Source organism: Cryobacterium sp. Hh7, from assembly GCF_004403155.1.
Lineage (GTDB): Bacteria > Actinomycetota > Actinomycetes > Actinomycetales > Microbacteriaceae > Cryobacterium > Cryobacterium levicorallinum.
In genome coordinates, this window is the sequence record NZ_SOHG01000015.1 from 181,394 (window position 1) to 195,527 (window position 14,134).

The window sequence follows — 14,134 nt, forward strand, 5'->3', positions numbered from 1 at the left end:
GAGGGACCCCCATGAACAGCAATGCCGCCACGGCCGCTCCCGTGCGGGTCTTCATTCTCGACGATCACGAGCTGGTCCGGCGCGGACTGCGTGAGCTGCTCGAGGGCGAGGGGTTCGAGGTCGTGGCCGACTGCGGCCTGGCCGCCGAGGCAACCCCGCTCATTCTCGAGCTGCGTCCCGACGTGGCCATTCTCGATGCCCGTCTGCCCGACGGCACCGGCATCGAGGTCTGCCGGGACGTGCGTTCGGTCGACGAGGCCCAGCAGTGCCTCATTCTCACCAGTTACGACGACGAGCAGGCGCTGCGCGGTGCGGTTCTGGCCGGCGCGGCCGGCTATCTGCTCAAGGAGATTCGCAGCACCGACCTGCTCGGCAAGATTCGGCGCGCGGCGGCGGGCGAATCCCTCTTCGACCCGGCGATCAAGGCGGGCATCATCGCCGGCCTGGCCGACCCCCAGGATGCCCGGCTCGCCACGCTCACCGCGCAGGAACGCAAGGTGCTCGACCTCATCGGCGCGGGGCTGACCAATCGCGAAATCGGCCAGACCATGTTTTTGGCGGAGAAGACCGTCAAGAACTACGTGTCGTCGATGCTCGCGAAGCTGGACTTTCAGCGCCGAACCCAGGCTGCCGTGTTCGTTGCGAAACGTGGAGACGAACACCGACTGTAATTTCCGGCACCGGCACAGACCAGCGCAGCCGGGTTCCCTCGCCGAGGGTGCTGCGCACCGAGAATTTACCGTCGAGCAGCGCCGCGCGTTCCTTGAGGTTGTCCAGGCCGCTGCGCCGCGCCGGCTTGCTGAAACCGATGCCGTTGTCGGCGATGACGAGCTTGATCCGCTCGTCCTGGGCGTCCACCGAAATGTCAATGCTGGTCGCCTGCGCGTGGCGAGCAGCATTGCTCAGCCCCTCCGAGATCACAGCGAGCAGGCTGCCGCTGAGGTCATCGGCGAGCGGTCCGTCAATCGGCCCGGACAGGCGGATGCGCGGGGCGAACGGCAGACCCTGCGCGCCCTCCTTGATCACGGCGAGAATGCGACTGCTCAGCGTGCCGGTGTCCTGAGCCATTCCGCGCAGGGAATAGATCGTGTCACGCAGTTCACGAATGGTCTCATCGAGCTCGGTCGTCACCGCGTTGATGCGGTCCAGCGCAACCGGATCGTTCGTGAACCGGCGCAGGCTCTGCATGCTCAGCCCGGCGGCGAACAGCCGCTGAATGACGAGGTCGTGCAGGTCGCGCGCGATCCGGTCGCGGTCGCCGAGCACCGCCTGCTCCTCGCGCATCCGGTGCACCGTGGCCAGCTCGAGCGCGAGCGATACCTGGGTGCCGAACACCGCGCTCATCTCCACATCGGTGCGGCTATAGGCAGCGGATGCCGGTGCTCGCGACAGCAGAATCACGCCCTGCCCGTCGCCGGCCGGCCCCAGTGCGGCCACCAGTGTGGGACCCAGGAGCGACCACTGCGCCGCGGAGGCCGGGGACGCTGCATCCTGTCTCAGAATAGGCGGATTGCCGAGGGCTGAGGACGCACCGGTGTCGTGCAGTTCGTCGAGCGTGCCGGGGCGCAGCAGTACCGTGCCGCCGACCAGGCGGACGGCGACTTCGGCCGAGGCGTCCACGCCGGCAGCGGCCGCACAGTACAGGCTGTCGTCGGTGGGAAACCCGATCACGGCCAATTCGGCACCGGAAGCGACGAGGACGCGCTGCACCACCAGATCGAGGCCGTTGTTCTCGTCACCGTCGTCCGGGCGCAGCAGGTCGCGGCCCATCGCCGCGACCGCCTCCAACCAGCGGCTGCGGCGGCGGGCCTCGTCGTAGAGACGGGCGTTTTCGATCGTCACGCCGGCGGCCGCGGCGAGCGCGACGGCCAGTTCCTGATCTTCGTCGGTGAAGTCGCCGCCGCCTTCTTTTTCGGTGAGGTAGAGATTGCCGAACACCGTGTCGCGCACCCGAACCGGAACGCCGAGGAACGACTTCATCGGCGGGTGATGGGCCGGAAACCCGAAGGAGTCGGCGTGCTCGTGCAGATCGTGCAGCCGGATCGGGCGCGGTTCGCGAATGAGCAGGCCGAGGACGCCGTGGCCGGTCGGCAGCGCCCCGATCCGGTGAACGGTTTCCTCATCGAAACCGACGGTGACGAAGTGGCTCAGGACGGGACCACTGCCGATCACTCCGAGGGCACCGTACCGGGCCTGCACTAGCTGGCAGGCCGCGGTCACCACACGCTCGAGCACCGCTTCGAGGCTGAGGTCCTCAGCAACCGACACGACGGCATCAAGCAGGCCACGCATGCGGTCCTGGGTGAGCGCCAATTCGGCGATACTCTGATCCGACACCGTGTTCCCCCCACCCAGTCAGCGATCTGTGCTCTTACCTTGGCACGGTTTGGTGGGAGGTGATCTTACTTGTGGGTGGTTCTCGTCACAATTGTCGGGCAGGTGATGTGCAGCAGCACCTCGTGGCTGACCGATCCCATCAGCAGACGGGTCAGCGACCCGCGGCCACGGCTGCCGACCACGAGAAGTTGGGCGCGCCTGGCGGCAGCGACAAGCGCCCGGGCCGGCGACTCATCGGTCTCCAGAACCTGGTGCACGGTGAGGTCGGGGTAACGTGCGGTCAGGCCGGCCACCGACTCGGCAAGCACAATGCGTTCCTCTTCCATGCGCTCGGTCACGGCGTCTGCCGGGATGCTGCGCAGCACGCGGCGGTTCGGCAGGTGCACCGCGTACAGGGCGTAGAGCTCCTGGCCGGTGCGGTCGGCCTCGGCGGCGGCGAACGCGACGGCCGCCACGGAATCGGCTGAGCCATCCACGCCGACGTACACGCCCGAGCGCTCAATTTCGGGCAGGGAGGGGATGACGGCGACGGGGCAGGTGGCGAGCGCGGCAATCTGCAGGCTCACGCTGCCGAACAGTTCGCCCTCGACCCGGCCCTTTCGATCAGTGCCGACCACGATGAGCTCGGCTTCCTTGGACAACTCGCTGAGTACGCGCGGCGCGCTGCCGGTGCGCAACTCGGTGTGGGTGGTGACGGTGGGGGCCAGGGCGGCGGCGCGGGTGCCGGCGTCGGTGAGCAGCTTCTTCTCGGCGTCGAGAATGGAATCGTAGTAGCCGTAGCCATCGGCCAGCCAGGTTTCGTACACGGTGTGCATGAGGGTCACCGGGCTCTTCACGTTCTCGGCTCGCTGCATGGCCCACGCGAGGGCGGTCTCGCCGGCGGCAGAATCATCAATGCCAACCACAATCATCCGGTTCATTGCTCTACCTCTTCTGATAGCTCAGGTCACAGCGGTGTAGTGCACCACCTACGCCTCATCCTCCCAGTGCGCGCAGAATAATAGAAGGGCCGGAAGTCCCGATTAGGTGGGTTTTTCCCAACGGGACTTTCGGCCCTGTTGGGCGCAGGAGCTCCAGAACTAGCGTGGCTCTGACGGGTCGTTTGCCCGCCCACGAACCAAGGAGATACCCCGTGAAGGCACTTGTCTATGGCGGCCCCGGCCTGAAGAGCTGGACCGACGTTCCGGATCCGACGCTGCACAGCCCGACCGATGCGATCGTGCGCGTGGACACCACCACGATCTGCGGCACCGACCTGCACATTCTCAAGGGCGACGTTCCCGCCGTCACCGTCGGCCGCATCCTCGGCCATGAGGGCGTCGGCACAATCACCGAGGTCGGTTCAGCCGTCAGCAATCTGAAGGTCGGCGACCGGGTCATCATCTCCTGCATCAAGAGCTGCGGCCACTGCAGCAACTGCAGCAACGGGCTCTACTCGCACTGTCTCGGCGATGAGGGCGCCTCCGGCATCGGCTGGGTCTTCGGCCACCTCATCGACGGCACCCAGGCCGAGTTCGTGCGCGTTCCCTACGCCGACAATTCCCTGCACAAGCTGCCGGAAGGCGTCAGCGACGACCAGGGCGTCATGCTCAGCGACATCCTGCCGACCGGTTTCGAGATCGGCGTGCAGTACGGCCGGGTCAAGCCCGGCGATGTCGTCGCCGTGATCGGTGCCGGCCCGGTCGGCCTCGCCGCCATCGCGACCGCGGGCCTGTACGGCGCCGCGACCATCATCGCGATCGACCTCGACGAGAACCGCCTCGAGCAGGCCCGCTCCTTTGGCGCGACCGACACGGTCGTCTCCGGTGCCGCCGACTGGAAGGAGCAGGTTCTGGCCCTCACCGACGGCGCCGGCGTCGACGTGGCCATCGAGGCCGTCGGCATTCCGCAGACCTTCACCATGGCCACCGAAATCGTGCGCCCGGGCGGCAACGTCGCCAACGTCGGCGTGCACGGCAAGCCGGTCGACCTGCACCTGGAGAACCTCTGGATTCAGAACATCAACATCAGCATGGGGCTGGTCAACGCCAACACCACGAAGATGCTGCTCAAGCTCGTCGCGAGCAAGAAGCTGCCGGCGGAGAAACTGGCCACGCACCACTTCAACTTCGACCAGTTCCTCGAGGCCTACGACACCTTTGCTCGCGCCGCCGAAACCAAGGCCCTCAAGGTCGTCATCACCCGCTAACAACGTTTCCCCGGGAGGTTTCATGCGCGCCCTGATCGTCTACGAATCGATGTACGGCAACACCCGTCTCGTCGCGGAGGCGATCGGGAATGGCCTGGCCCCGGCCGAGGCGTGCGGGAATGGTTCGGCTCCCTGCCCGATCTGGCTCCGCCCCAATCGCGACGTGTCCCGAAATCTACCGGCGTTGCGTACCGTGCTGAGCGGATGTCGTCGCTAATCTCGTGACTTTCGGCCCTACTTGGGGATGATCGCCGTGGCTAACCTAAAAAGTAGAAGTCGGCGACGGTCACCCGAGCATCCACTCACGGCCCAGCACCGCAGAAAGGGTTGGGCTCATGACTGACACGCTCACTACCGCCAAGATGGTGGTTGCCTGGGACGGAACGGAGCCGGCCCGAGCGGCCCTGAACTGGTCGCTGGCCCGTGCAACCGGCGGGGACCTCACGCTGGTACAGGTGCTCGATCGCACGGTGTCGTCGGCGGACTATTTCGCGCTGGAGTCCACGACAGCACGCGCCCGCGAGGTACTCAGCGATGATGCGGAGCGGGTCAGCGCGAAGTACCCGGCGCTGACGGTGCACTCCGAATTGCTCTCCGGAGACCCGATCTCCGAACTGCGCGCGCTGAGCGGAACGAACACCCTCGTCGTCGTCGGAACCCACCGTCGCCGCGGGTCGACCCTGCGCTACGAATGGTCGTTGGGGGCACGCCTGGCCGGTTCGGCCAACGGACCCGTCGCGATCATTCCGGAGGGCGACAGCGCTGTGCCGTTCAACACCGGGCACACCGGCGTTGTGGTCGGCGTCGACGGTTCGGCTGCTTCCAACGCCGCCATCGAATTCGCGGCGGCCGAAGCCGAGCGTTCCGGCGAAGACCTCATCGCGATCCATGCCTGGCAGGAACCGCTGGTCTGGCGCGACACGACCGAACCTGACGCCCGGTTTCTGGAGACCCTGGAGACCTCGCACCGGCGCATCCTGGACGAGTCGCTGCGTATCGTCGCCGCGCGCTACCCGATGGTGCGTATCCGTCCGTCGCTGGTGCGCGGCCCGGCCCAGTCGGTGCTGCTCAACGCAGCCCGCGGGGCTGCGCTGCTGGTCGTCGGCGACCACGGCTTCACAGGCCTGTCGAAATTGCTGCTCGGCTCCGTGAGCCACTCGATCGTGCTGAACATCCAGTCGCCGATGGTGGTCATCCCGGCTCCGACGGCCTGACCCGCACAGGGCAGCGCCTCGCGGCACTCGTGCGAGACGCTGGCACCCCTGGGAACGAGTGCCCGCTTCCGTCCTGAGTGCCGCGAGCTGGCCGCCCGCGGTTAGGGTTTTGGTATGAGCACATTTGCGCTGCCCCCTCGCCGACTGCGCATTTTGGCGACCGGCGTAGCTCTGCTGGGGCTGCTGGCGACCCTGGTCACCTCTCCGACGCCACCGGTTACCGCAGCCCCGCTGCCGACCGCGGTGACGGAACCCGCTCCGTTCGACCCCGGCCTCATCATCAGCGACTACAACTTCTTCAACCCGGATGCCCTCACCGAGAGCGAGATCCAGGATTTTCTCGAAGACCGCTCCTGCGCCCCGAGCGACGGCGTGCCGTGCCTCTGGGAGTACCGCGAGACGACGACCAGCCAACCGGCCAAGGGCGCCGGGCACTGCCTGCCCTATACCGGCGGCGCGAACGAGACCGCCGCCCGCATTATCGCGAAGATTGCGGCGGCCTGCACGATCAGCCCCGAGGTGCTGCTGGTGCTGCTGCAAAAGGAGCAGTCCCTGCTGACCCGGCCGAGCGAATCGGGCTACCTGCGCGCCACCGGCTACGGGTGCCCGGACACCGCCGACTGCGACGCCCAGTACTTCGGGTTCTTCAACCAGGTCTACAACGCGGCCTGGCAGTTTCGGCAGTACACCCAGGAACCCGACCGGGCATTCAAAGTCGGCACGGTCGACGTGGGTTTCAACCCCAACGCCGAGTGCGGTTCAACCCCAGTCGCCATCGAAAACCAGGCCACGGCTAACCTGTACAACTACACGCCTTACCAGCCCAACCCGGTGGCCGTGCAAAACGCTGGTGACGAGGGCGATGCCTGCTCGACCTACGGCAACCTCAATTTCTGGCTGTTCTACAACGCCTGGTTCAGAGATTCCGCGTTCGTACCGTTCTCCGTCGTGTTCGACGAGTGCTTGAACTTCGTCGGAGGCCAGAACTGCCGCGTGCCGTCGCTGATCCCCGTCGGCCCGGCCGCCTGACCCGGGCGCCTTACCCGGGCGTCCGAGCGTTCCGTTCAGCAAGCGCTCAAATCGAACGGCCAGACGAGCGGCTGAGGCGTTACGCCCGATCGCTCGCCGTGTACACCCACGGGACCTGGCCGATCTCCAGCCGATGCCGGCCCCCTTCCTGCTCGATGTGGGCCTGGTCGTCGTAGGCCACATCGCCCGCCCAGAACAGCACTTGCCCACGCTCGCTCGCTCCGAGTCGGGTCTCGTAGTGCGCCAACCCACGCCCGGTGAAATGCGCCACGATCGCGGCCACCGACTCGAACCCCTGCAGCCCGTGCAGCGTCACCCAGGTCGGTGCCACGAGCGTCATCACAGCGGATGCGTGCCGCTCCAGCGCGATCGCGGGCCGAAGCCAGGCGTAGTCGATGACCTCATCTTCGGCGAGCACAATGATGCCGGCCGGTGCGGTCGTGAGGTAGAACCAGGTGCGCATGCGCTTCGGCGCGATCGAGGGCGGAATCCACAGCGCGGTCGAGACGAGCGCATCCGCCGACACCGTAAGCCCGGTCTCCTCCCGCACCTCGCGCACGGCGGCCCGGCGGGCGGCGAGCTGTTCGACGGCCTCGGCTGCCGCCGGGGCGATAGGGTCGTCCGAGTCAGCAGAACCACCAGCATCCGCGCCGCCGATCATACCCTCGGTACCCGCAGCGGCGGTCGCTGCGCTGCCACCCGACGCCGCGACGTCCGTTAGTAATCGGTCCTCCGGATCAACGCCACCACCGGGAAACACCCAGGCACCGGCAAACGACCCGCGATGGCGCGGACGTTCGAGCAGCAACACCTCGGGCCCCTCGGCACCGTCACGCAGCAACACCACCGTCGCGGCCACCCCGAGAGGCGCAGCCGGGCTCGCACCATCCCCGATCAAAACCGGGCCGGTCTGTGCATCTCGCGTCATCGCGTCGTCCTCATCGATCGGGTTCCCCCACCCTAACGCCGACCCCCGACATCGGCACCGACACCGACACCGACACTAAGCTGCGAGCTATGCCCGACCACGACGCACAACCGCAGCGCACGAGCCCATTCACCCGCAGCCTGCTCGCTCCGAACGCGGGGCCGATGACCCTCGACGGCACCAATTCGTACATCATTGCCGCGCCCGGCACGACCGACATCGTCGTGGTTGACCCCGGTCCCCTCGACGATGGCCACCTCGCTGCCCTCGCCGCGGCTGGGCGGGTCACACTCGTGCTCGCGACCCATCGGCACGCCGACCACACGGCCGCGAGCGCACGGTTCGCCGAACTGACCGGAGCCCCGGTGCGGGCGTTCGATCCGGCGTATTGCCTGGGCGGCGACCCCCTCGTCGACGGTGAACTGATCGACGCTGGCGGCACCAGCATCCACATCGTGCACACCCCCGGGCACACCGACGATTCCGTCTGCCTGCACCTGCCGGACGACGGCCCGACCGGCTCGGTGCTCACCGGCGACACCATTCTCGGCCGCGGAACCTCCATCATCGACGGCACCCTCGCCGACTACCTCGCCTCACTCGAATGTCTGCGCGCGCTCGGCCCGGCCATTGTGCTGCCGGCCCACGGCCCGGTGCTGCCCGACCTCGCCGCCAGCTGCGACACCTACCTCGCCCACCGGCGCGAGCGTCTCGACCAGGTGCGTGCCGCCCTGCGAGAGCTTGGCGACGATGCGAGCACGGCTCATGTTACCGACGTGGTCTACGCCCAAACGGATGCCGCGGTGCGGTTCGCCGCCGAGGCATCCGTTCGCGCGCAGCTGGCCTACCTGCGCGGCAGCAGCTGACCCGCAAAGCTACTTGCCGGGCTTCTTTTTCTCCAGGTGGCTGGCCCTCAGGGCGCGGGCTCTTGCCGCGGCGGTATCCGCTTCAGCGCTGAACCGTGCGTTCCGCATGCCTGAGCTTGCCGCTCGGGCAACCTTGTTGCTCTGTTTGGGATTTTGGGCCATGGTGCTGTTTCCAATCACGTGTAACCGGGAGGCGACTCCTTTCTGCCCACCATATCCGCCCGAAGCACGCCGCGGCTGTGTGGCGCACGCGCCGAGATCGACGAGTCGAGTTTCGACCCGGCAGCAGAAGAGGCCTGCACGCGCAAAACTGAGGCCTTGGCCGCAAACAAGACGCAACCCACCGAAACCTCCGTCGAGGATTTCCTCGACGCGGCAACGCCCGCCCGCCGCCGCGACGACGGCAAGACCCTCGACGTGCAGCGCCGGCTCATTGCCATCGCGTGGACCCGCGGCGATGACCCGGCGGCCCCCGCGGGGTAGCGCCCAAACGCTCGAGGTCGGCTGCGCCCGAAAACCCACGTTGCGCGAACGGATGCCGCCGCACCCGCCCGCACCGCAGCATCCGTTCGCCCGCAGCTGGCCCAGCCTGCACTCCGTACGCAGCTCGCCATCCCTTCCCTGACTTTGCGTACAAAACAGACCGAGCGGTATGGTTCTTGTACTGCTGCAAAGCGGCGTTCACCCCCAAGCGGCCACAGCAATGCGGTACCTTATGGGGAAACGGGCATCGTCGCCATCGTATTAAAAGGGGAAATTCATGCGCCAACGCTCGCTGTTCACGGTCATCGCCGCTGCCGCCCTACTCTCGCTGACCCTCGCCGGGTGCAGCTCCGAGAAGGCGGCCGCCAAGCTCGACCCGGCCGAGAGCCCGCTGTCGAAGTACATGTCGGGGGCGTACGGGGACTACGACGAAGACTCGATGCTTGCCCAGCAGAACGAGCAGGAAGAGCTCGTCGCCACCTGCATGGCCGACGAGGGCTTCGACTACCTCCCCGTCGACAACTCGCAGTACAGCGGCATGATGAGCGACAGCGGCGATCAAAACACCGAGAAGTGGGTGGCCGAAAACGGTTACGGCATGAGCCAGTCCCCCGAGCAGCTCGCCGAACAGCAGGAGCAGAGCGAAGAGTTCGTCGATCCGAACCAGGACTACGTCATGTCCCTCTCGGAGGGTGAGCAGGCCGCGTACTACGAGGTGCTCTACGGCGTTCAACCCACCGAGGAAGAGATGGGCGAGGACGGCTCCTACGAGTACACCTGGGAGACGTCGGGCTGCCAGGGATTTGCCAGCCACGAGATCACCGGCGACCAGCCGTCTCAGGAAGACCACGCGGCGCTGTACGAGGCAATGAGTGCGCTCTACGAAGACGCCCAGAAGTCCCCCGAGCTCGTGGCGCTCGACGCCGAGTGGGCCACCTGCATGGCCGACGCCGGCTACGCAGACTTCACGAAGAAGGCCGAAGCCGTCGATTCGATCATGAACGCGCAGAATGCGCTCTACGAAGAAGGCTCCGAGACCGGCCCCGACGAGAAGGCGCTCGCCGACATGCGCGAGAAGGAACTCGCCCTCGCCATGGTCGACTTCACCTGCTCCGAAGACCTCGACTACACCGACGCATCGATGAAGGTGCAATTCGACCTCGAAGAGCAGTTCATCATCGACCACAAGTCCGAGCTCGACGCGCTCATCGCGGACTACGAGCAAGGCAAGTAGGTGTCGCGCCGGTTCGGTCGACGACAGAGCGCGCCCGACGCGACCGAGGTGCTCGACGTGGTGAGCGGCGATGTCACTGACAGCGACGCCACCCCGAAAACACACTCGCGCAGCCAGGGTTGGCGCCGCCTGTTCGCCGGCAACCGGGTGATCTGGGTTATGGCCACGGTGGCCATCGTCGCGCTCGTGGCCGGCCTCGGGCTCGGCCAGCTGATCGTCTCGCCCGGGCAGGCGGCAGCGGATGCCGACGCTCCCGCCGCCGGCCTGATCACCGTTCCGGTCGAAAACCGGCAGCTGGCCAACGATGTCACCATGCGCGGCGACGCGACCTATGCCGATTCGGTCGAGGTTTCCATCGAAACCGGCGAACTCGCCGGCGCGCCCATCGTCACCGGGCAGGTTCCCGAGGTGGCGGCCATCTTCGACACCGCCTCGATCGCGCTCGAGGTCACCGGTCGCCCGGTGATCGTGCTGCCCGGCGACCTGCCGGTCTACCGCACCCTGCGCGTCGGCGTCTCCGGCCCCGATGTGCTGCAGTTCAAGCAGGGCCTGAGCGCGGCCGGAATCGACGCCGGCGCGCTCGACTCCGACGTGTTCGACGCGCAAACCGCGAGCGCGGTCACGGCGCTCTACGCCAAGGTCGGCTACCCGGCCCCCACCGGCGGCGACGAGGTCGCCGGCGCAGTGAGCAGCGCCGAAGCCGGAGTCACGAGCGCGCAGGCATCCGTTGACAGCGCCACCGGCGCGCTCACCGTCGTGCAGGGCGCCGCGTCGAACGTCGACGTGGTCGAGCAAGGCAACCTCGTGCGCAGCGCCCAGCGGGCGCTCACCCTGGCCCGAGCCGAAGGAACCCCGAACGAGATAGCGGATGCCGAGGATGCCGTCACCCTGGCCGTGGCGCGCCAGGCCCAGGCGCTGGCGCCGCGGGACTCGAGTGCCGAGAAGGCAGCGGTCACCGCGGCCAAGGCCGAACTGACCCGCGCCGGCGAAACCCTGAGCGACGCCCGCGACGGCGCCCTGGCCTACCTGCCGGCCGGCGAGGTGCTCTACCTGCCGGGCCTTCCCCGCCGGGTCGACGAGATCAGTGTGAAACGCGGATCGAGCATCACCGGCCCGGTCATGCGCGTCTCCGGCGCGACCCTGGTCATCTCCGGTTCGGCGACCGCGAGCGATGCCGCGCTGCTCGAAGTCGGAGCCCCGGCCATTCTCGCCATGCCTGACGGAGACCAGCCAGCCACGATCAGCTCGATCCTGCCCGCCGAACCGGCCAGCGGAGAGACCGCGAGCGGCCGCTTCACCGTTCTGTTCGCCCCCGACGCGCTCACTGACGAGCAGATCCAGGCCGTGCAGGGCAGTAACGTGCGCGTGCGCATCCCGGTCAGTTCGACCGAGGGCGAGGTGCTCGCCGTTCCGCTCGCCGCGCTCACCGCCGGTCCCGGCGGCGAATCCCGGGTCGAATTCGACCCCGGCGAGGGCGCGGAAACCGTGCTGGTCGAGGTCACCACCGGGCTCGCCGCCGAAGGATTCGTTGAGATTACCGCCGTCGACGGCTCGCTGGCGGTCGGGGATCTCGTCGTGGTGGGCCGGTGATCGCGGCCCCGGTCGTCGAACTGGTCAACGTCACGAGGTCGTTTCCCGGCCCGCCCGAGGTGCAGGCGCTCAAATCGGTCAACCTGCGGGTTGAACGCGGCGACTACCTGTCGATCGTCGGTCCGAGCGGATCCGGCAAGTCCACCATGCTCAACCTGCTCGGACTGCTCGACCGGCCGAGCGTCGGCGAATACCACCTCGACGGCACCTCTACCAGCCTGCTCGACGAAAAGCAGCGCGCCATCGTGCGCGGCGGCACCATCGGCTTCGTCTTTCAGGCCTTCCACCTGCTGCCACACCGCACCGTGCTCGACAACGTACTCCTCGCCACGCTCTACAGCGGAGTTCCGCGCGGCGAGCGCGAAGACCGGGCCCGAGCCGCCCTCGATCGGGTGGGGCTCAATCATCGGCTGGACTTTCTGCCCGGCACCCTCTCCGGCGGCGAGCGCCAGCGGGTCGCCGTGGCGCGCGCCGTGGTCGCGTCGCCCGAGCTGCTGCTCGCCGACGAACCCACCGGAAACCTCGACGAAACCACCGGTAGCGAGGTCATGGACCTGTTCGAAGAGCTGCACGCCGACGGCCTCACCCTCATCGTCATCACCCACGACCAGGCCGTCAGCGATCGGGCCGACCGCCGCGTGCGCATCACCGACGGTCGCTTGAGCGAGCTGTCATGACGTTCTCCTTTAAGCGGATGCTGCGCCGCCGTTCCGCAGGCACCGTCGCGGTCGACGCGGCGGTCGCCGCGCCCCTCGCCGACGAGTCCCCCGGCCCCCTCAGCGCGGACCTACCCGCGGGCTCGGCTTCCACCGCGGTCGACCGCGCCAACGTGGCGTCCACTGGAGTAGCGCGCACCGAATCGCAGCCCGCCGGCTCAGCTTCCACCCCCACCGGACTCGCCAACGCAACCGGCACCCCGACCGCCGCCGCATCCGCTGCCCCCGGCCCTACCGCCGACGAACAGGCCGCCGCAGAGGTCGCCGCACCATCCGGCACCCCGAGCATCGTGCCGGTCATTCGCCGGACCGACCGGTTCTCGGTGCAGGACCTGCTGGTCGAGGCGAGCTACGGCGTCGGCGCCCGGCCCAGCCGGCTCGTCATGACGACCCTCGGTACCGTGCTCGGCATCGCCTCCCTGGTGGTCACCATCGGATTCGCGCAGACCGCCGCCGGGCAGATCTCCAACCAGTTCGACGCGGTCTCGGCGACCCAGATCATGATCGAACCGGCCTCGACCCGCAATTCGAGCGGCGCTGAGCAGGCCACCGGCCGGCTGCCGTGGGATGCCCCGGAGCGGGTCGATCGGCTGGCCGGGGTGGAACGCGCGGGTCTCGTGGCGGATGTCGATGTTGCCGGCCAGGCCGTGACATCCGTTCCGGTCAATGATCCTTCGGCCGCGCAAACACTGAGCCCCGCCGTCATCGCTACCTCATCTGAACTGCTCGCCGCGGTGCGCGGGCAGGTCGTCACCGGACGCTTCTTCGACGCCGGCCACGACGAGCGCGGCGACCGGGTGGCCGTGCTCGGGGAGCGGGCCGCCGAAACGCTCGGCATCAACCGGGTCGACAGCCAGCCGTCGATCTTCATTGGTGAGGTGTCGTACACCGTCATCGGCATCATCGACGGCGTCGAACGTCGTGCCAACCTGCTCGACGCCGTCATTGTGCCGCTGAACACTGCCCGCGTGCAGTTCGGCCTGACCGCCCCAGCCGAACTGCACGTGCAAATTGAGGTCGGTGCCGGCGCTCTGGTGTCGCGGCAGGCGCCGATCGCACTCGACCCGAGCGCTCCGGAGAATTTCACGGTGCAGGCGCCCGCCGCGGCGTCATCGCTGCAGGACAACATTCAGGCCGACATCAACATCGTCTTTCTCACCCTCGGCATTCTTGCGCTGCTCGCCGGCGGCCTCGGCATCGCTAACGTCACCCTGCTCTCGGTAATGGAGCGGGTCGGCGAGATCGGCCTGCGCCGGGCGCTCGGCGCGACCCGGCGCGACATTGCCCGGCAGTTCATCGTAGAGTCGGCCGTGATCGGCCTGCTCGGCGGGTTGATCGGCTCGGCCCTCGGGGTCTTCGCGGTCGTCGCCGTCTCATTGCTGCAGAACTGGACCCCGATTCTCGACCCGGTCGTCGCAATCGGGGCCGCCCTGCTCGGAACGGTCGTCGGCCTCGCAGCCGGCGCCTATCCCGCGATGCGCGCCTCCAACATCGAGCCGATCACCGCCCTCCGCGGTGGCACGTAGGCCGCCACACACAGGTTTTCCGA

14 protein-coding genes are annotated in these 14,134 nt (G+C 67.8%); 11 read left to right on the plus strand and 3 right to left on the minus strand.

Annotated features, from left to right (window positions below):
• Nucleotides 1–11 precede the first annotated feature (11 nt).
• Complete coding sequence (locus tag E3T43_RS04790; protein ID WP_092448320.1) at nt 12–671, plus strand: response regulator transcription factor; 660 nt, start codon at nt 12–14, stop codon at nt 669–671.
• Here the strand turns inward: E3T43_RS04790 and E3T43_RS04795 are convergent.
• Both E3T43_RS04795 and E3T43_RS04800 read right to left on the minus strand, forming a co-directional pair.
• On the minus strand, nt 571–2,337 hold the full coding sequence (locus E3T43_RS04795) for a GAF domain-containing sensor histidine kinase (RefSeq protein ID WP_241978816.1): 1,767 nt from the start codon (nt 2,335–2,337) through the stop codon (nt 571–573). The genes E3T43_RS04790 and E3T43_RS04795 overlap by 101 nt on opposite strands.
• A 65-nt stretch (nt 2,338–2,402) precedes the next feature.
• Nucleotides 2,403–3,257 carry a universal stress protein gene (locus E3T43_RS04800; RefSeq protein ID WP_134444055.1) on the minus strand — a complete coding sequence of 285 codons (855 nt, stop codon included), beginning with the start codon at nt 3,255–3,257 and terminating at the stop codon, nt 2,403–2,405.
• A gap of 212 nt (nt 3,258–3,469) precedes the next feature.
• Between E3T43_RS04800 and E3T43_RS04805 the strand changes: the two genes are divergently transcribed.
• From E3T43_RS04805 to E3T43_RS04820, 4 genes are all read left to right on the plus strand, one after another.
• Nucleotides 3,470–4,525 (plus strand): zinc-dependent alcohol dehydrogenase family protein, encoded by a 1,056-nt coding sequence (locus E3T43_RS04805; RefSeq protein ID WP_134471534.1) that lies wholly within the window; start codon nt 3,470–3,472, stop codon nt 4,523–4,525.
• A gap of 22 nt (nt 4,526–4,547) precedes the next feature.
• Nucleotides 4,548–4,742, plus strand: coding sequence for a flavodoxin family protein (locus tag E3T43_RS18990; protein WP_134471535.1), 195 nt, complete (start codon nt 4,548–4,550; stop codon nt 4,740–4,742).
• Nucleotides 4,743–4,860: 118 nt separating this feature from the next.
• A complete protein-coding gene (locus tag E3T43_RS04815) occupies nt 4,861–5,739 on the plus strand; it encodes a universal stress protein (RefSeq protein ID WP_134471536.1) in 879 nt (292 codons plus the stop codon).
• Nucleotides 5,740–5,853: 114 nt separating this feature from the next.
• Nucleotides 5,854–6,768 carry a hypothetical protein gene (locus E3T43_RS04820; protein ID WP_134471537.1) on the plus strand — a complete coding sequence of 305 codons (915 nt, stop codon included), beginning with the start codon at nt 5,854–5,856 and terminating at the stop codon, nt 6,766–6,768.
• 79 nt (nt 6,769–6,847) lie between these two features.
• Here the strand turns inward: E3T43_RS04820 and E3T43_RS18660 are convergent, their stop codons facing one another.
• Complete coding sequence (locus E3T43_RS18660; protein ID WP_166791232.1) at nt 6,848–7,696, minus strand: NUDIX hydrolase; 849 nt, start codon at nt 7,694–7,696, stop codon at nt 6,848–6,850.
• A gap of 89 nt (nt 7,697–7,785) precedes the next feature.
• Here E3T43_RS18660 and E3T43_RS04830 point away from each other — a divergent pair, with 89 nt between their 5' ends.
• The 6 genes from E3T43_RS04830 (at nt 7,786) to E3T43_RS04850 (ending at nt 14,111) form a co-directional block, all read left to right on the plus strand.
• Nucleotides 7,786–8,562, plus strand: coding sequence for an MBL fold metallo-hydrolase (locus E3T43_RS04830; RefSeq protein WP_134471538.1), 777 nt, complete (start codon nt 7,786–7,788; stop codon nt 8,560–8,562).
• Nucleotides 8,563–8,880: 318 nt separating this feature from the next.
• Nucleotides 8,881–9,045 (plus strand): hypothetical protein, encoded by a 165-nt coding sequence (locus tag E3T43_RS18665; RefSeq protein WP_166791233.1) that lies wholly within the window; start codon nt 8,881–8,883, stop codon nt 9,043–9,045.
• Between the two features lie 277 nt (nt 9,046–9,322).
• A complete protein-coding gene (locus E3T43_RS04835; RefSeq protein WP_134471539.1) occupies nt 9,323–10,279 on the plus strand; it encodes a hypothetical protein in 957 nt (318 codons plus the stop codon).
• Complete coding sequence (locus tag E3T43_RS04840; RefSeq protein WP_241978817.1) at nt 10,280–11,869, plus strand: hypothetical protein; 1,590 nt, start codon at nt 10,280–10,282, stop codon at nt 11,867–11,869.
• Nucleotides 11,866–12,546, plus strand: coding sequence for an ABC transporter ATP-binding protein (locus E3T43_RS04845; protein ID WP_134444069.1), 681 nt, complete (start codon nt 11,866–11,868; stop codon nt 12,544–12,546). Before E3T43_RS04840 ends, E3T43_RS04845 begins: the two co-directional genes overlap by 4 nt.
• On the plus strand, nt 12,543–14,111 hold the full coding sequence (locus E3T43_RS04850; protein ID WP_370449871.1) for an ABC transporter permease: 1,569 nt from the start codon (nt 12,543–12,545) through the stop codon (nt 14,109–14,111). Before E3T43_RS04845 ends, E3T43_RS04850 begins: the two co-directional genes overlap by 4 nt.
• The last annotated feature ends 23 nt before the right edge of the window (nt 14,112–14,134 follow it).

Excerpts from the sequence above, each read along its gene's own strand:
- E3T43_RS04815 (WP_134471536.1), top strand. The coding sequence starts at position 4,861 with ATGACTGACACGCTCACTACCGCCAAGATGGTGGTTGCCTGGGACGGA.
- E3T43_RS18660 (WP_166791232.1), bottom strand. The coding sequence starts at position 7,696 with ATGACGCGAGATGCACAGACCGGCCCGGTTTTGATCGGGGATGGTGCG.
- E3T43_RS04850 (WP_370449871.1), top strand. The coding sequence starts at position 12,543 with ATGACGTTCTCCTTTAAGCGGATGCTGCGCCGCCGTTCCGCAGGCACC.
- E3T43_RS18990 (WP_134471535.1), top strand. The coding sequence starts at position 4,548 with ATGCGCGCCCTGATCGTCTACGAATCGATGTACGGCAACACCCGTCTC.
- E3T43_RS04820 (WP_134471537.1), top strand. The coding sequence starts at position 5,854 with ATGAGCACATTTGCGCTGCCCCCTCGCCGACTGCGCATTTTGGCGACC.
- E3T43_RS04800 (WP_134444055.1), bottom strand. The coding sequence starts at position 3,257 with ATGAACCGGATGATTGTGGTTGGCATTGATGATTCTGCCGCCGGCGAG.
- E3T43_RS04835 (WP_134471539.1), top strand. The coding sequence starts at position 9,323 with ATGCGCCAACGCTCGCTGTTCACGGTCATCGCCGCTGCCGCCCTACTC.
- E3T43_RS04790 (WP_092448320.1), top strand. The coding sequence starts at position 12 with ATGAACAGCAATGCCGCCACGGCCGCTCCCGTGCGGGTCTTCATTCTC.
- E3T43_RS04830 (WP_134471538.1), top strand. The coding sequence starts at position 7,786 with ATGCCCGACCACGACGCACAACCGCAGCGCACGAGCCCATTCACCCGC.